General features: G+C 69.8%; 17 protein-coding genes. 5 read left to right on the top strand and 12 right to left on the bottom strand.

The features are described from left to right. Positions 1 to 8 precede the first annotated feature (8 nt). Genes EFL95_RS07430 through EFL95_RS07420 form a run of 3 tightly spaced genes read right to left on the bottom strand, consistent with a single transcriptional unit; the run spans position 9 to position 3,059 of the window. Positions 9 to 1,301, bottom strand: a complete 1,293-nt coding sequence (locus EFL95_RS07430; protein WP_123233384.1) for a class I SAM-dependent methyltransferase — start codon at positions 1,299 to 1,301, stop codon at positions 9 to 11. After that, positions 1,298 to 2,680 carry an FAD-binding oxidoreductase gene (locus tag EFL95_RS07425; RefSeq protein ID WP_342773186.1) on the bottom strand — a complete coding sequence of 461 codons (1,383 nt, stop codon included), beginning with the start codon at positions 2,678 to 2,680 and terminating at the stop codon, positions 1,298 to 1,300. Before EFL95_RS07425 ends, EFL95_RS07430 begins: the two co-directional genes overlap by 4 nt. Positions 2,681 to 2,723: 43 nt before the next feature. Then, the gene (locus tag EFL95_RS07420; RefSeq protein WP_123233383.1) at positions 2,724 to 3,059 is read right to left on the bottom strand and encodes a cytidine deaminase; all 336 of its coding nucleotides are present in this window, start codon (positions 3,057 to 3,059) and stop codon (positions 2,724 to 2,726) included. 33 nt (positions 3,060 to 3,092) lie between these two features. On the opposite strand from EFL95_RS07420, the gene EFL95_RS07415 reads away from it, so the two are divergent. Next, the gene (locus EFL95_RS07415) at positions 3,093 to 3,470 is read left to right on the top strand and encodes a DUF6054 family protein (RefSeq protein ID WP_123233382.1); all 378 of its coding nucleotides are present in this window, start codon (positions 3,093 to 3,095) and stop codon (positions 3,468 to 3,470) included. Between the two features lie 152 nt (positions 3,471 to 3,622). On the opposite strand, the gene EFL95_RS07410 is transcribed toward EFL95_RS07415, so the two are convergent. The 5 genes from EFL95_RS07410 to EFL95_RS07390 form a co-directional block, all read right to left on the bottom strand. After that, positions 3,623 to 4,948 (bottom strand): hemolysin family protein, encoded by a 1,326-nt coding sequence (locus EFL95_RS07410; protein ID WP_123233381.1) that lies wholly within the window; start codon positions 4,946 to 4,948, stop codon positions 3,623 to 3,625. Further along, the gene (gene ybeY, locus EFL95_RS07405; RefSeq protein WP_123233380.1) at positions 4,945 to 5,427 is read right to left on the bottom strand and encodes an rRNA maturation RNase YbeY; all 483 of its coding nucleotides are present in this window, start codon (positions 5,425 to 5,427) and stop codon (positions 4,945 to 4,947) included. Before ybeY ends, EFL95_RS07410 begins: the two co-directional genes overlap by 4 nt. Next, on the bottom strand, positions 5,424 to 6,458 hold the full coding sequence (locus tag EFL95_RS07400; protein WP_123233379.1) for a PhoH family protein: 1,035 nt from the start codon (positions 6,456 to 6,458) through the stop codon (positions 5,424 to 5,426). The genes ybeY and EFL95_RS07400 overlap by 4 nt, the downstream gene beginning before the upstream one ends. A gap of 88 nt (positions 6,459 to 6,546) precedes the next feature. Then, positions 6,547 to 7,716, bottom strand: coding sequence for a hypothetical protein (locus EFL95_RS07395; RefSeq protein WP_123234849.1), 1,170 nt, complete (start codon positions 7,714 to 7,716; stop codon positions 6,547 to 6,549). Beyond that, positions 7,713 to 8,063, bottom strand: a complete 351-nt coding sequence (locus tag EFL95_RS07390; protein WP_123234848.1) for a histidine triad nucleotide-binding protein — start codon at positions 8,061 to 8,063, stop codon at positions 7,713 to 7,715. Before EFL95_RS07390 ends, EFL95_RS07395 begins: the two co-directional genes overlap by 4 nt. Before the next feature lie 101 nt (positions 8,064 to 8,164). Here EFL95_RS07390 and EFL95_RS07385 point away from each other — a divergent pair, with 101 nt between their 5' ends. Genes EFL95_RS07385 through EFL95_RS07375 form a run of 3 tightly spaced genes read left to right on the top strand, consistent with a single transcriptional unit; the run spans position 8,165 to position 10,776 of the window. Continuing rightward, positions 8,165 to 8,692 carry an RNA polymerase sigma factor gene (locus EFL95_RS07385; protein ID WP_246004843.1) on the top strand — a complete coding sequence of 176 codons (528 nt, stop codon included), beginning with the start codon at positions 8,165 to 8,167 and terminating at the stop codon, positions 8,690 to 8,692. Next, entirely contained in the window at positions 8,689 to 9,699 is a 1,011-nt protein-coding gene (locus tag EFL95_RS07380) for a Gmad2 immunoglobulin-like domain-containing protein (protein WP_123233378.1), read from the top strand. Before EFL95_RS07385 ends, EFL95_RS07380 begins: the two co-directional genes overlap by 4 nt. A gap of 15 nt (positions 9,700 to 9,714) precedes the next feature. Next, positions 9,715 to 10,776, top strand: a complete 1,062-nt coding sequence (locus EFL95_RS07375; protein WP_148045002.1) for a winged helix DNA-binding domain-containing protein — start codon at positions 9,715 to 9,717, stop codon at positions 10,774 to 10,776. Here EFL95_RS07375 and EFL95_RS07370 read toward each other — a convergent pair. From EFL95_RS07370 to hrcA, 3 genes are read right to left on the bottom strand one after another with little or no spacing between them, the layout of a single operon-like run. Then, positions 10,773 to 11,507 (bottom strand): 16S rRNA (uracil(1498)-N(3))-methyltransferase, encoded by a 735-nt coding sequence (locus tag EFL95_RS07370; protein ID WP_123233376.1) that lies wholly within the window; start codon positions 11,505 to 11,507, stop codon positions 10,773 to 10,775. The two genes, EFL95_RS07375 and EFL95_RS07370, sit on opposite strands and share 4 nt — an antisense overlap. Beyond that, a complete protein-coding gene (gene dnaJ, locus EFL95_RS07365) occupies positions 11,504 to 12,661 on the bottom strand; it encodes a molecular chaperone DnaJ (protein WP_123233375.1) in 1,158 nt (385 codons plus the stop codon). Before dnaJ ends, EFL95_RS07370 begins: the two co-directional genes overlap by 4 nt. Positions 12,662 to 12,681: 20 nt before the next feature. Next, a complete protein-coding gene (gene hrcA, locus EFL95_RS07360) occupies positions 12,682 to 13,704 on the bottom strand; it encodes a heat-inducible transcriptional repressor HrcA (protein WP_123233374.1) in 1,023 nt (340 codons plus the stop codon). Positions 13,705 to 13,772: 68 nt separating this feature from the next. Here hrcA and EFL95_RS07355 point away from each other — a divergent pair, with 68 nt between their 5' ends. Continuing rightward, positions 13,773 to 14,627, top strand: coding sequence for an MBL fold metallo-hydrolase (locus EFL95_RS07355; protein ID WP_123233373.1), 855 nt, complete (start codon positions 13,773 to 13,775; stop codon positions 14,625 to 14,627). A gap of 4 nt (positions 14,628 to 14,631) precedes the next feature. Here the strand turns inward: EFL95_RS07355 and EFL95_RS07350 are convergent, their stop codons facing one another. Further along, positions 14,632 to 15,051 carry a DUF1707 SHOCT-like domain-containing protein gene (locus tag EFL95_RS07350; RefSeq protein ID WP_123233372.1) on the bottom strand — a complete coding sequence of 140 codons (420 nt, stop codon included), beginning with the start codon at positions 15,049 to 15,051 and terminating at the stop codon, positions 14,632 to 14,634. Positions 15,052 to 15,054 lie beyond the last annotated feature (3 nt).

Genomic DNA, 15,054 nt, shown 5'->3' with positions numbered 1-15,054 from the left:
AGGTTAGTTCAGGGGGTCCACTCCGGGCGAAGCGGGAAGCCGCTCTGCCCGTCCACGGTCTTCGTCGCCAGCACCTGGTGGAGCTGGATCTCGTTGGTCACGAAACCCATCCGCGAGCCGGCGATGTAGAGACCCCAGACGCGCGCCGTGGCCTCTCCGACCTCGGCGACGCACTCGTCCCAGTTCTCGACCAGGTTCTTGTTCCAGCCCGCGAGCGTCATGGCGTAGTGCATCCGCAGGTTCTCCTCGTGGTGCACCTCCAGCCCGGCGTCCTGGATCTCCGTGATGATCTTCCCGGAGCCGGTCAGCTCGCCGTCCGGGAACACGTAGCGGTCGATGAACGCACCGGTGCTGGTCCGCTTGTTGTCCGCGCGGGTGATGCAGTGGTTCAGCAGCCGGCCCTGCGGCTTGAGCTTGTCGCGCAGGAACCCGAAGTACGCCGGGTAGTTGGCCACGCCGATGTGCTCGGTCAGTCCGATCGAGCTGACCGCGTCGAAGTCGCCCTCGGGCACGTCGCGGTAGTCCAGGTGCCGCACCTCCGCCAGGTCCTCGAGGCCCTGCTCCTTGATCTTCTGCTGGGCCCAGTAGGCCTGCTCGGCCGACAGCGTCACGCCGAGAGCCTTCACGCCGTACTCACGCGCGGCGTGGCGGACCATGCCGCCCCAGCCGCAGCCGACGTCCAGCAACCGCTGACCGGGCTGCAGCTGGAGCTTGTTCGCGACCAGGTCGTACTTGTGGAACTGCGCTTCTTCCAGCGTCGCGTCCTCGCTCGGGAAGCAGGCGCAGGTGTAGGTCATCGACGGCCCGAGGACCAGCTCGTAGAAGCGGTTGGAGACGTCGTAGTGGTGGTGGATCACCTCGGCGTCGCGCTCCGGGGAGTGCAGGAAGCCTTCCATCATCCGGCGCCAGCGCGGCGCGTGCTCCTGCGGCGGGATCGGCGGCGGCTTGAGGTTGGTGATGCCGACCGTGCGCATGATGTTCAGCGCCTCGATCGGGTTGGGGGTGCGGAACTTCAGACCGGTCTTGCTGCCCTTGACCTGCATCAGGGCCGAGTAGGGGTCGCCGGGGTGCGCGCCGACCAGCTCGAGGTCCCCGGTCGTGTAGGCGCGGGCCAGGCCGAGGTCGCCAGGAGCGGTCACCAGGTAGGCCAGCCCGCGCTCGTTGCGCAGGTGCAACCCGTACGGCGAGTCCTCAGGGCCCGCGCTGCTGCCGTCGTACGCCGTGAACCGGAACGGCAGGTCGCCGATCAGGAGGGAGGTGAACGCATCCGCGATCGTGGTCGTGGGCGTGAGGATGCTCATCGTCGTGCCACCGCTTTCTCGTACAGGCTGATGAACCGGCCATCAGGGTCGTAACGCTTCTTCACCGCCTCGAGATTCCGGCCGTCGTAGAGGCGGTCGAAGGTCTCCCGGTCGTAGAAGGAGTCGGAGTACAAGGACTTGTGCCCGTCGAGCTCGTGCACCTTGGTCTCGATCGCCCGGTTCTTCGGGGCGTTCACCCGGTCGGGACCGACGTGCACGGTGCCCCAGAAGCCGGCGTTGACGTAGGTGCGCCCGGGCTCGAGCGGGTAGGTGGACCAGGGACGGCTCGCGCGAAGCGGGCAGAGCCACACCGGGCGCATCCCGATCTCGGCGTCGAACCAGTCGAGGAACTCACCGATCCTCTCGACCGGGACCTCCACGTCCTGGACCACGCGCTCACGCTCGGGGCGACCGGCGCGGCGGTCCAGGCGGTCGGCGATCCCGAACCGCAGATCGAGCTTGAGCAGCTTCATGTACGCGTCCGAGCGCTTCCACTTCCGCGGCCAGAACCGGCGGATCCGCGGGTCCTGCGCCCCGAAGGCACCCGAGCACCAGAACCAGTCGGTGTCCCAGCGCCACAGGTAGTCGTGGATGGTCAGCAGGTCGGTCTCGCGCTCCTGGATCGAGCGGAAGTAGATCTGGTCCCGGGTGTAGTCCGACGGCCCCTGGTTGGGTGAGCCTGTCGAAACCCCCTCGGTCCAGCGCGCCAAGGTCAGGTAGTACTCCCCCGGCTCGAACGCGACGCCGTCCATGCCGTCGACGCGCTCGCCCTGCCACTCTCCGGACTCGGAGATCTCCGCGATCGCCGCCGCGAGCTTGTCGGTCTCGTGGAAGCGGACATGTCGCAGCGCGACGTACGGCGGCACCTTCTCCAGCTTGATCCGCAGCCGGGTCGCGTAGCCGAGTGAGCCGTAGGAGTTCGGGAACGTCGAGTAGAGGTCGGCGTGCTCGTTGTCGGGTGAGGCGGTGATGACTTCGCCGGCGCCGGTGAAGACGTCCATCTCGAGCACCGACTCGTGCGGAAGACCACTGCGGAAGGACGTCGACTCGATGCCGAGGCCGGTCACCGCACCGCCGAGGGTGATCGTGCGCAGCTGCGGCACGACCAGCGGGATCAGCCCGAAACGGAGGGTCTGCGCGACCAGGTCCTCATAGGTGCACATGCCCTGGACGTCCGCGGTCAGCGCGTGCGCGTCGATGGAGATCACGCCACCGAGGCCGTCGACGTCGAGCCCGGGCGCGGTCGTGGCCGCACGCTGCCGGAACAGGTTGGTCGTCTTCTTGGCCAGGCGCACCGGCGAACCCGGCGGAATGGCGGCATACGACGCGCGCAGCCGGTCCACGGCCGCTTGATGACGTGAGGTCCCGATCAAGCCCACGCCCCGAGCCTATGCCTAACGGAGGGTGCCTCCGCAAGCCGATTCAGGTCGCGACGGACTCCGTAATCGATCCGTTAGGGGCACCGAGGTGCACCGGCACTCCCTCGCCGGCGAACTCGCGCAGCGCGTCCAGCGCGCCGTCTCCCGCGCCCAGGACAACCGCCGCCTCCGCGCCCTTGGCCCCGCTGGCCACCGCCATCGCGATGCAGACGTCGAGCGCCGAGACCTGCAGGGAGGGCAGGTCCACGGTCGCACCGGCGTAGGTGCGGCCGTCGAGGTCCCGCAGTGCCGCGCCCTGAGCCGCACCGGTGCGGGCGCGGGTCGCCTTGGCGAGCACCACCAGCTTGGAGTCCTCGGGATTGCTGAGCTCAATCGTCACGCGGAGGAGTCTAGGCAGTCCTACCCTGCGGACATGAGCCACTACGAGTGCGAGCTGTCCGGGGACGCCGAGGCGCTGATCGCGCACCTCGACGCGGCGATCATCGCGGGCAGCGTGAGCGCGAACATCGAGGACGGCGCCGACCGGCGGATCGGTGACGCGCGCATGGTCGTGCGCGTCTACGAGCGCTACAGCGCGATGGGTGGCAACCGGGTCAGCCTGAGCATCGCGGTGCTCGCGGTCGGGCAGCAGCTCGCGGTCAGCGCGATCACCTCGGGCGGCAGTCAGGCGGTGTTCTGGAAGCTGAACACCTTCGGCGAGGAGGCCTTCATGGAGAAGGCCAAGCAGGCGCTCGCCTCGTTCACCGGCGGACTCCCGCCGGCCCACGGCACCGAGAACGCGCTGCTCTAGATACTGCCGAGGAACATCCACAACAGGCCGACGGCGACGACCAGGAACGCGCCGAGGTCCACGCGCTCATGATCGCAGGGTCGACCGCTTGCTACAGAAATGCTCCTGCGAGGGTCATCTGACAGCGCAGGTGTAGCAAATGGCGACGAGCGTCAGTCCTTGCGAGCGGATGCTCCGGCGGGCGCGGGCTCGGGCTCCGGCTCCACCACGATCGGGGTGATCAGCACGGTGCCGATCTTGTTGCGCCGACCCTTGGCCTCCTCCGCGGTGAACCGAAGTCCGGCCACCTCGACGCTGGAGCCCGGGATCGGCACCTTGCCCAGGTGCTTGGCGAGCAGACCGCCCACCGAGTCGTAGTCCTCGTCCTCGGCGATCTCGACGGCCTCGAGCAGCTCGTCCAGGTCGTCGACCGGGAAGCGCGCCGGCACCCGGACCGAGCCATCCTCGAGGGTCTCGACCGGGACCTCGTTCTGGTCGAACTCGTCGGTGATCTCGCCGACGATCTCCTCGAGGATGTCCTCGATCGTCACCAGGCCCGCGGTGCCGCCGTACTCGTCGACCACCACCGCGACGTGCTTGCGCGAAGCCTGCATCTCGCGGAGCAGGTCGTCGGCCGGCTTGGAGTCAGGGACGTGCAGGACCGGGCGCATCAGCGAGTCGACGTGCTCGGTGGACTCGGCGTCCTTGCGGTCGAAGACCCGACGGCTGACGTCCTTGAGGTAGAGGAACCCGACGATGTCGTCGAGGTCCTCGCCCACCACGGGCACGCGGGAGAACCCGCTGCGCAGGAACAGCGACATCGCCTGACGCAGCGTCTTGTGCCGCTCGATGAAGACCACGTCGGTGCGCGGCACCATCACCTCGCGGACGATGGTGTCGCCGAGCTCGAAGACCGAGTGGATCATCGCCCGCTCGTCGGACTCGATCACGCTGCTGGCCTCGGCGAGGTCGACCAGCTCACGCAGCTCGGCCTCGGATCCGAACGGGCCCTCGGAGAAACCCTTGCCGGGGGTGAGCGCGTTGCCGACCAGGATCAGCAGGTGCGGGACGGGTCCGAGCACCCGGGTCAGGCCGATGATCAGCGCCGCCGACCCCAGGGCGATCGGCTCGGCGTGCTGGCGGCCGAGGGTGCGCGGGCCGACCCCGATCACCACGAACGAGACGACGAGCATGATCCCGAGGGTGATGAACACGGTCTTCCAGCCGTGGCTCCCGACCGATCCGGAGACCATCAACGTCACCAGCACCACCGCCATCAGCTCGGCGAGCAGGCGCAGGAACAGGACGGTGTTCAGGAAGCGCTGCGGGTCGTCCAGGATCGCCAGCAGTCGCTTGGCACCTGGCTTCGACTCGGCCGCCAGTCCCTCGGCGCGGGCACGGGAGAATCCGGCGAGCGCAGCCTCCACCGCGGTGAGCAGGCCCGCGGCCAGCACCAGACCGATGACGGTCAGCAGCAGGCCCGGACTGTCGGCCCTCATTTCGAGGCGGCCTCGCCGGCCCAGGCGGCCAGCAGCCGCGCTTGCAGGCCGAACATCTCGGCGTGCTCCTCGGGCTCGGCGTGGTCGTAGCCGAGCAGATGCAGGATGCCGTGGACGGTGAGCAGGTCCAGCTCATCGGTCACGGTGTAGCCGGCCTGGCCCTTCTCGACGGCCTCCTCGGCCTGGCGGACGGCGACCGAGGGGCAGAGCACCAGGTCGCCGAGCACACCCTCCTCCGGCTCCTCGTTGACCTTGCCGGGCCGCAGCTCGTCCATCGGGAAGGCCAGCACGTCCGTCGGACCGTCCTTGTCCATCCACTTGCCGTTGAGCTCGGCGATGGTGTCCTCGTCGACCGCGGTGATGCACAGCTCGGCCTGCGGGTGGACCCGCATCTGCTCGAGAACGAAGGCGGCCAGGGACTGGGTACGCCGGACGTCCGGGAAGTCCAGCCCGGACTCGTTGAGCACCTCGATGGTCACTCTGAGGATCCTCGCAGGTTCTGGCGCCGGGACTCCGCAAGCTGGTCGAACTCGTCGTACGCGGCGACGATCTTGCCGACCAGGCGGTGCCGGACCACGTCGTGGGCGGTCAGCCGGTTGAACGAGATGTCCTCGATGTCGTCCAGGATCCCCTCGACGACGCGGAGACCGGACTTGGTGCCACCGGGCAGGTCGACCTGGGTGACGTCACCGGTGACCACGATCTTCGAGCCGAAGCCGAGGCGGGTCAGGAACATCTTCATCTGCTCGGGCGTCGTGTTCTGCGCCTCGTCGAGGATGATGAACGCGTCGTTCAAGGACCGACCCCGCATGTAAGCCAGCGGCGCGACCTCGATGGTTCCCGAGGCCAGCAGCTTCGGGATCGTCTCCGGGTCGATCATGTCGTGCAGGGCGTCGTACAGCGGCCGCATGTAGGGGTCGATCTTCTCCCCCAGCGTGCCGGGCAGAAAGCCGAGGCGCTCGCCGGACTCCACCGCAGGGCGGGTCAGGATGATGCGGTTGACCTTCTTGGCCTGGAGCGCCTGCACGGCCTTGGCCACCGCGAGGTAGGTCTTGCCGGTTCCAGCCGGGCCGATGCCGAAGACGATCGTGTGCTTGTCGATCGCGTCGACGTAGCGCTTCTGGTTCAGCGTCTTGGGTCGGATGGTGCGCCCGCGGTTCGAGAGGATGTTGAGGCTCAGCACGTCGGCCGGGCGCTCGCTGGTCTCGGCACGGAGCATGCCGATGACGCGTTCGACGGTCTCGGCGGCCAGACCCTGGCCGGTGCGGATGATCGTGACCAGCTCGTCCAGCATCCGCTCGGCGAGCGCGATCTCGCTGGGCTCGCCCTTCAACGTGATCTGGTTGCCGCGGACGTGGACGTCCGCCTCGAGCGCGTTCTCGATCAGGCCGAGGTACTCGTCACCGGGTCCGAGCAGGGAGACCATGTTGATGCTGTTCGGCACGACCACGGTGTGAACCGTCTGGGGACGGTCTGCTTCGTTGCCGCGCGGCTTCTTCGTCTCACTCATGCGTGCCCGGGTGGGCGACCCTTCGGTCGGGGAAAACTGACGCCGTCAATGCTACGGGAGTACCCGATTCCGGGCACCTGGTTAGCGCTCAGGGCCGCGTGACCAGCAGGATCCCCAGGCACATCTCGTCGGTGGTGCCGTCTCCCCAGACGACGTACTTGTCCGGGATGCCCTGGAGGGCGGGCAGGCGGTCGCGCAGCGCCTGGGTGTGGGTGCAGGTGACCTTGACGGTGTCGCCGTTCTTGAGGTGGATCGGCGGGGTCGGCACGCTGCCCTGGTTGTCGAAGTCCCAGACCTTGATGTTGAGCACCGTGCGGGCGCGCGGTGTCCCCGGGTTCACCTCGATCTTGATCGAGCGCCCGAGCAGGTGCATGTGCCCGGCGACGCCGCGGATCGTCTCGGGCGACTGAATGGTGCGGGTGCAGGACTGGGTCGGGCCTGCCGGGGCGCCGCCGCAGAGCAGGTGCAGCAGGTCGGCGAGCGAGCCGGGTCCGTCCCCGAACCGCTTCTTCACGTCCGCCACCGCCGCAGCACGGTCGCACAGCTTGTTGCTGGTGTGGCCCGGACGGCAGGGCAGCTCGACAGGCGCCGGGAGCAGCACCGTCTCCAGCGCCTTCGTCGACGGGTCCGAGGTCAGCCGCAGCTCGGCCGCGCTCCGGTCGGGCTCGGCGCCGTTGAGCAGGTTGTAGTGGACCTGCATCACGATCATCGAGCCGGCCTTGAACTCCTCGCCCAGCCCCTTGCCGTAGACCTGCTCGGACCCGCCCGGTGCCCAGGCCCCGAGCCAGGGCGCGTCGTCGATGGTGCGGTCGTTGCCGAGACCGGAGGTCCCGAAGCAGGTCCAACCCTGGCCGGGCGTCTCGGCGTCCTTCCTCTTCGCCTCGGCCACGCGGTCCGGTGGCACCCGGAACAGGATCACGTGGTGCACGACGTCGGGGTTGCCGGGCCTGATGTTGAACCCGGTGACGAACGAGTCTTTCGTGACCTTCGGGTCCAGCAGGAAGCAGTGGTAGTCGTCGGTGCCCACGCCGGTCGGGGGCGAGGGCGTGTAGGTCTTCGGGACCTTCACCTCGACGCGGCGCTCGCCGGGCCGCAGCGCCTTGTTGACCACCGGTGCCGCGGAGTGCGACGCCGCGTGGGTGGGCGCGTGGGTGGGCGTCGTCGTGGTGTGGGCGCTCGGGTGGTCGTGCGCCGTCGAGCCGCAGGCGGCCAGCGCCGTGGCGGTCAGCAGCGCGGTCGCGGCAGCGAGGACCCTCATCCGGGAGGCCACCCCATCGCGCGCCCCCCGAGCAGGTGCATGTGCACGTGGAAGACCGTCTGGTGCGCATCGGCACCGGTGTTGAAGACCAGCCGGTAGCCGTTCTCGAGCCCTTCGGAGGCCGCGATCTCCCGGGCAGCGTCGAACAGGTGGGCGGCCGTGGCGGGCTCGCCCTCGGCCAGCGCGGCGGCGTTCGGGTAGTGGCTGCGCGGGATGACGAGCACGTGCGTCGGCGCTTGCGGGGTCAGGTCGCGGAAGCCGATCACGGTGTCGCTCTCGAGGACGATGTCCGCCGGGATCTGGCGGGCGACGATCTTGCAGAAGATGCAGTCCGGATCGGCGGTCATGGGATCGAGCATAGGTGGCGGGTTTCGAGGCTCGCAGGCTCGGACCTCAACCACCGCCGCCGGCGTGTAAACCAACCGCGCCGTCCGCGCGTACAAGTAGCGTGAACTCGATCGCAGCAGTCATCGGCGAACAGGAGTCGGTCATCGACGCTGACACCGCGCTGGCAGAGCTGTACGCCGGCCACTACGCGCGCCTGGTGCGGCTGGCCGTGCTCCTGCTGCGCGACCAGGGCCTGGCCGAGGACGTCGTCCAGGACTCGTTCGTCGCCGTGCACCAGAAGTGGCGACGCATCGACCAGGGCTCCGCGCCCGCCTACCTGGCCCGGACCGTGGTGAACCGTTCGCGCAGCGCTCTGCGGCACCGCACCGTGGTCGCCCGGCACCGCCCTGAGCCCCTGCCCGACGTGGCGGGAGCCGACGTCACGGTCCTGGCCTCCGAGCGCCGCTCGGCGGTGATCGACGCGCTCGCCGACCTGCCGACGCGGCAGCGCGAGGTGCTGGCGCTGCGCTACTACCTCGACTACTCCGAGCGCGAGATCGCCAACGCGCTCGGCATCAGCCAAGGGGCCGTGAAGGCCCACGCATCCCGGGGCGCCGCTGCCCTGCGCACCAGTCTGGAGAAGCCATGACCGAGCGAGACCAGCACGACGACCTGCGTCAGCTGTTCCAGGACGCCACGTCGGACGTCCGACCCCAGGGCTCCCTGGACGACATCCTCGACCGCTCGAAGAAGGTGGACCCGATGACGCGACGCTGGTTCCTTCCCGTGGTCGCCGCAGCAGCCGTGATCGGCTTCGTGATCGGCGGGGCGGTGTGGATCGCCCACGACTCGAACACCCCCAAGAACGGGCAGGGCCCATCCGGCCCGCCGACGTCGGGCACCGACGCCGGCACCGTCTACGCGCACCTGCCGATCTACTACCTCGGCGACACCGCGCACGGGACGAAGCTCTTCCGGGAGGTCCAGAGGATCCAGGTGTGCGACAAGCTGCCTGAGTGCGGGGTCGAAGCCGCCGCCCGCGAGGCGGTCGCCGGTACGCCGCAGGATCCGGACTACCGGAACCCCTGGCCCGCCGACACCACGGTGATGAGCGCGACCTACGACGGAAACGTGCTGACGCTGAACCTGCACACACCGTGGCCCGAGGCGACCGGGAACGGTCCCCGCCCGACCGCCGACGAGAAGCTGGCCGTCCAGCAGCTGATCTACACCGCCCAGGACGCGCTCGGCCGAGGACGGCCGCCGGTGCAGCTCATCATCGACGACCACAAGGTGCCGATGATCCTGGGCGTTTCGACCGAGGCACCCCTCCAGCCCGAGGACCCGGACACGATCCTGGCGCCGGTCCAGATCGAGAGCCCGGCCCAACGCGACACCGTGCCCGCCGGCGACCTCAAGGTCACCGGAGTCGCCTCGACGTTCGAGGCGAACGTCCAGTGGGAGCTCCTGGTCGGCGGCGACGCCGTGGTCCAGCAGGGCCACACGACCGCCACCGAGTGCTGCACGCTCTCGCCGTTCGAGTTCACGATCAAGAACCTGGAGCCGGGCACCTACACGCTGGTGGTCCACGACGAGGACATGTCCGGCGACGGGCGGGCGGTCAACCAGGACACCAAGGAAATTGTCGTCGAGTGACGCCATGATCAGGGGGTGACAACGCTCTCCCTCCGCACGCTGACCCGGACCCTCTGGCTTCGCCAGCAGCTGGTGCCGGGTCAACGTGCTGTTCAGGGCGTTCCCGCCGTGGTCGAGCACGTGATGGGGCTCCAGGCGCAGGACAATCTGCCGCCGTACCTGTCGCTCGCAGCCCGGGTCGACGGCTTCTCCCCTGCCGACCTCTCGGACCTGATCGAGGACCGCACCCTGGTCCGGTTGTTCTCGATGCGCGGGACCGTGCACGTGCTCACCGCCGCCGACGCGCTCACACTCCGCGGCTGGGTGCAGCCGGCGCTGGACCGGGTGAGCGGTACCAACCAGACCTCACGACCGGCCAACCACCTGACCACCGAACAGCTCGACGCCGTGGTCGGGCCGTTCCTCGCGGACGGCCCGCAGCCCCACCCGGAGATCGGCAAGGCGCTGGCCGCGGCCTATCCCGATGTGGCGGAGGAGGCGCTGCGACACGTCAGCCGGGAGCGTCTGCCGCTGCTCCAGGTGCCTCCGCGCGGCCTGTGGAAGCGAAGCGGCGGAGTGGTCTACCAGTACGTCGACCGCTACCTCGGCCAGCCGTTCGTCGAGGCGGACGTGCAGGACCTGGTGGTCCGCTACCTGTCCGCGTACGGGCCGGCGACCGCGGCCGACATGACCAAGTGGTCGCTGGTGACCCGTCTCGGTCCGGTCTTCACCGCGATGGCCAAGGACGGGCGCTTGGTCACGGTGCAGGACGACAAGGGTCGCACCCTGTACGACGTCCAGGACGCGCCGGTCGCTGACGAAGCCCTCGAGCTCCCGGCGCTGCTGCTCGGTATGTACGACAACATCTTCCTCTCCCACGCCGACCGCGACCGGATCGCACCCGATGACGCGCGGAAGGCGTGGATGGGCGTCAACGGCGGCGTCGGCTCGGTGCTGTTCCTCGACGGGATCCTGGCCGGGTTGTGGAAGGTCGACGACGGCCGCGTCGTCGTGGAGCCGTTCACCAAGCCGACCAGGGCGCAGCAGGCAGGCATCGAGGCCGAGATCGCGCGGGTCGAGGCCCTGCTTGCGTCCTAGCGCCAGCGGTCCGTGCGCGACAGGATCGCCGCCACGGCAGCAACCCCGGCCGTCGAGGTCCGGAGTACCGAAGAACCGAGCCGGACGGCCCGGGCCCCTTCGAAGGCCGCCAGCTCTTCGTCGCTGATCCCGCCCTCGGGCCCGACCACGACCAGCACGGACGAAGCCCCGTCGAACGAGACCTCGGCCAGCGCCTGCTCGGCGTCCTCGTGCAGCACCAGCGCCACGTCGACCTCGCCGATGAGCGCAGCGACCTCCGCCGTGGACGTCAGCTCGGCGACCTCCGGCAGCCAGGAACGCCGCGCCTGCTTGGTCGCCTCGCGGGCAGTCGCGCGCCACTTCGCCAACCCCTTGGCCGCACGCTCGCCCTTCCAGACGGCGACCGACCGCGAGGCGGCCCAGGGCACGATCCGGTCGACGTCGATCTCGGTAAGGACCTCGACAGCGAGCTCGCCCCGATCGCCCTTGGGCAGTGCCTGGACCACGGTGATGGTCGGGGTTGCGCGCTCGGCGAACGAGGTCGAGACGACCGAGAGCGTCAGCGAGGACTTCGCTGTGCCAGTCACCGAGCACACTGCCGACGTGCCGGAACCGTCGGTGAGCACGACCTGCTCACCGACGCGGATGCGCTTGACCGTCGCCGCGTGCCGACCCTCGTCCCCGTCGAGCAGCACGCTCGCGCCGACCGCAGCTCCGCCCACGGCATCGGAGAGGAAGGCGGGGAGGGTCATTGCTTGAACGCGTCCCGCATCCGCCCGAAGAGGCCCTTGTGGGCCGGTTGGATCCGGCCGTCCGGCGACTCCTCGTGGCGCAGCGCGGCCAGCTCGCGGAGCAGCGCCTCCTGGCGCTCGTCGAGCTTGTTCGGCGTCTCCACCTCGATGGTCACCACGACGTCCCCGCGCGACTGGCCGCGCAGGCTCGGCACGCCGCGACCACGGAGCACGTGGTCGGTGCCGGACTGGGTGCCCGGGCGGACGTCGACGGTGACGGAACGCTCGACGTCGATCTCCTCGGTGTCCAGGTCGCTCTCCAGCAGCGGCAGCTCGATGGAGGTGCCCAGCGCTGCTGCCGTCATCGGCAGGCTGACCGTGCAGTGCAGGTTCAGGCCCTCACGGGTGTAGGTCCTGTGCGGGGCGACGTGCACCTCGACGTACAGGTCGCCGGCCGGGCCACCGCCCGGGCCGACCTCGCCCTCGCCGGAGAGCTGGACGCGGGTGCCGGTGTCGACGCCGGCCGGGATCTTCACGGTGATGGCGCGTCGCGAGCGCAGCCGGCCGTCACCGGCGCAGTCGCGGCACGGGTCCGGGATGATCTCGCCGTAGCCGCGGCAGGCGGCGCACGGGCGCAGCGTGCGGATCTCGCCGAGGAACGAGCGCTGGACGTGCTGGACCTCGCCGCGACCGTGGCAGGTCTCGCAGGTGACCGGGTGCGACCCCTCGGCAGCACCCGATCCGTGGCAGGTGCTGCAGACGACGGCGGTGTCGACCTTCAGCTCGCGGGTGGTGCCGAACGCGGCCTCCGCCAGCTCGAGGTCGAGCCGGACCAGCGCGTCCTGACCGCGGCGCTGGCGCGAGCGCGGGCCGCGACCGCCCTGGGGCTGGCCGCCGAAGAAGGCGTCCATGATGTCGGTGAAGGAGAACCCGGCGCCCTGGCCGAATCCGCCCTGGCCACCGAACGGGTCGCCGCCGAGGTCGTAGACGCGGCGCTTCTCCGGGTCGGAGAGGATCTCGTAGGCCGCGGAGACCTCCTTGAACTTCTCCTGAGCCCCGGGGTCGGAGTTCACGTCCGGGTGGTACTGGCGCGCGAGCCGACGGTAGGCCTTCTTCAGGGTGTCGGCATCGGCGTCCCGGTCGACACCGAGCGTTGCGTAGGGATCAGTGGGCATGCGTGAGGTCCGGGTCCTTGTCAGGCTTCGTCGAGGATCGTGGAGAGGTAACGGGCGACCGCGCGGACCGCGGCCATCGAGCCCGGGTAGTCCATCCGGGTCGGGCCGACCACGCCGAGCGCGGCCAGCGCCTCGTCCGAGGCGCCGTACCCGGTGGCGACCACCGAGGTCGAGGAGAGCTCGTCGATCGGGCCCTCGGTGCCGATCCGCACGGTGACGGTCTCGGACGTGGTGGCCTCGCCGAGGAGCTTGAGCAGCACGACGTGCTCCTCGAGCGCTTCCAGCATCGGGCGGATGGAGTGCTCGAAGTTGTCGCCGAAGCGAGCCAGGTTGGCGGTGCCACCCACCACGACCCGGTCGTCGGTGCTGTGGTTCGACATCGCCTCGACGAGGGACGCGACGATGACCGTGTAGGCGCTGGACTTGGCGCCGTCGGCCTGTTCGGGAAGCGCTCCGAGGGCCGTGGCAGCCGTGGCGATCCGCTCGCCGGCCGCAGCGCTGTTCAGCCGCAGACGCAGCTCGCCGATCAGCTCGTCGGTCAGCTCGACCGGCAGCTCGACGACGCGCTGCTCGACCCGGCCGGTCGACATGATCAGCACCGCCAGGAGCCGGTTGGTGCTCAGCGCGACCAGCTCGATGTGCCGGATGGTCGACTTCGCCAGCGACGGGTACTGCACGATCGCGACCTGCTGGGTCAGCTGGGCGAGCAGCCGCACGCTGCGCTGGACCACGTCGTCGAGGTCGTGGGCGTCCTCGAGGAAGCTGGAGATGGCGCGCTTCTCGGCGGCCGACATCGCCTTGAGCGTGGTCAGCCGGTCGACGAAGAACCGGTAGCCCTTGTCGGTCGGGATCCGCCCGGCGCTGGTGTGCGGCTGGGCGATCAGACCCTCGTCCTCGAGCGCGGCCATGTCGTTGCGGACGGTGGCCGGCGAGACGCCGAGCTTGTGCCGCTCGACCAGGGTCTTGCTGCCGACCGGCTCCTGGGTGGCGACGTAGTCCTCCACGATGGCGCGCAGCACGGCGAGCTTGCGCTCCTCGACCATGGCACCTCCTCTCGCGGCTCGGCTGGCACTCGGGTCTCCGGAGTGCCAAGTCTACTAGGCTCGCTGCCATGGCTGACTTCACCGAGGTCGGCGACCGTGTCTGGGTCGCCCGCTACGACTGGTTCGACGTCAACGTGGGCCTGGTCGCCGGCTCTGAGGGCTTCCTGGTCATCGACACGAACGCGACGACCGCCCTCGGACGCGACGTGCTCGAGGCAGTGCGACGGGTCTCCCCGGCTCCGATCGTGGCTGCGCTGAACACCCACCTGCACTTCGACCACTCCTTCGGGAACGCCGTGTTCGCGGCGGAGGGCGTCGAGCTGATCGCCCACGAGGACGCGGCTGCGGCTCTTCCCGAGCACGCGGCCGAGGTCCGCGAGGCAGCCGCCGAGGACCCGGACCCGCGCACGGACGACCTGGCCGACGTCGAGGTGGTCGTACCCGGACGCACGTTCTCCTCCGCCCTGACGTTGGACCTGGGCGATCGCGTCGTCGAGCTCGTGCACCCGGGTCGCGGCCACACCAGCGGCGACGTCGTGGCGCGCGTGCCCGACGCCGACGTGCTGTTCGCGGGCGACCTCGTCGAGGAGTCGGCGAAGCGGAACGCAGTTCCCGGCTTCGGCAGCGACTGCTACCCGATGGAGTGGCCGGCCACCCTCGACCTGGTGCTCCAGCTGACCGGCACCGGCACCCGGATCGTCCCGGGGCACGGGGCGCCGGTCGACCAGGACTTCGTGCACGAGCAGCGAGCAGCCCTGGGCGTGGTAGCCGAGACGATTCGCGACCTGGTCACGCGTGGCGTTCCGGAGGTGCAGGCGCTGGAGGCGGCCGATTGGCCCTACCCGCGCGAGGAATTGGAGAACGCCGTACGCCGGGGCTACGAACAGCTCCCCGGCGTACGGCGCCAGTTGCCTCTGATTTAGGACGTCAGCAGGCCCAGCCGGCCCGACCGCCCCAGCGACGTCGCCGCACGCTGATGCGCAGCGGCGCCACCACGAACAGCAGGAACGCCAGGATCCCCAGCGCGACCCACGGCACGTGGCTGGTCGCCGTGGCGACGATCGCCACGACGATCAGCAGCGGCACGATCGGGAAGAACGGGAAGAGCGGGAACCACCCACGCCGCAGCGCGGGTCCGCGGAACCGGGAGCCGTAGGGCTCCAGGTCGGCGAACACGGTGCGCAGGTCGCCGCGGTTGCGGGCGAACCCGACCGCGTCGGTGCGCTCCTCCAGCTCGACCGCGTCGATCCGGCCGCTCCGGTGGTGACGACGCAGGCGACGCAGTGCCGCCTTGCGGTCACCGTCGGAGAGACGGACCTGGTCGTTGCGCGAGTAGTTCTCGTTCATTGC

The sequence above is a fragment of the Nocardioides marmorisolisilvae genome (assembly GCF_003725775.1).
GTDB classification, from domain to species: Bacteria; Actinomycetota; Actinomycetes; order Propionibacteriales; family Nocardioidaceae; genus Marmoricola; species Marmoricola marmorisolisilvae.
Note: the sequence above shows the minus strand (reverse complement) of the source record. Positions and strands in the feature narration are given on the sequence as shown.

Coding starts and splice junctions, on each gene's coding strand:
- EFL95_RS07355 (WP_123233373.1), top strand. CDS start 13,773: ATGGCTGACTTCACCGAGGTCGGCGACCGTGTCTGGGTCGCCCGCTAC.
- EFL95_RS07410 (WP_123233381.1), bottom strand. CDS start 4,948: ATGAGGGCCGACAGTCCGGGCCTGCTGCTGACCGTCATCGGTCTGGTG.
- EFL95_RS07395 (WP_123234849.1), bottom strand. CDS start 7,716: ATGAGGGTCCTCGCTGCCGCGACCGCGCTGCTGACCGCCACGGCGCTG.
- EFL95_RS07400 (WP_123233379.1), bottom strand. CDS start 6,458: ATGAGTGAGACGAAGAAGCCGCGCGGCAACGAAGCAGACCGTCCCCAG.
- EFL95_RS07415 (WP_123233382.1), top strand. CDS start 3,093: ATGAGCCACTACGAGTGCGAGCTGTCCGGGGACGCCGAGGCGCTGATC.
- EFL95_RS07380 (WP_123233378.1), top strand. CDS start 8,689: ATGACCGAGCGAGACCAGCACGACGACCTGCGTCAGCTGTTCCAGGAC.
- EFL95_RS07370 (WP_123233376.1), bottom strand. CDS start 11,507: ATGACCCTCCCCGCCTTCCTCTCCGATGCCGTGGGCGGAGCTGCGGTC.
- hrcA (WP_123233374.1), bottom strand. CDS start 13,704: ATGGTCGAGGAGCGCAAGCTCGCCGTGCTGCGCGCCATCGTGGAGGAC.
- EFL95_RS07430 (WP_123233384.1), bottom strand. CDS start 1,301: ATGAGCATCCTCACGCCCACGACCACGATCGCGGATGCGTTCACCTCC.
- EFL95_RS07350 (WP_123233372.1), bottom strand. CDS start 15,051: ATGAACGAGAACTACTCGCGCAACGACCAGGTCCGTCTCTCCGACGGT.
- dnaJ (WP_123233375.1), bottom strand. CDS start 12,661: ATGCCCACTGATCCCTACGCAACGCTCGGTGTCGACCGGGACGCCGAT.
- EFL95_RS07390 (WP_123234848.1), bottom strand. CDS start 8,063: ATGACCGCCGATCCGGACTGCATCTTCTGCAAGATCGTCGCCCGCCAG.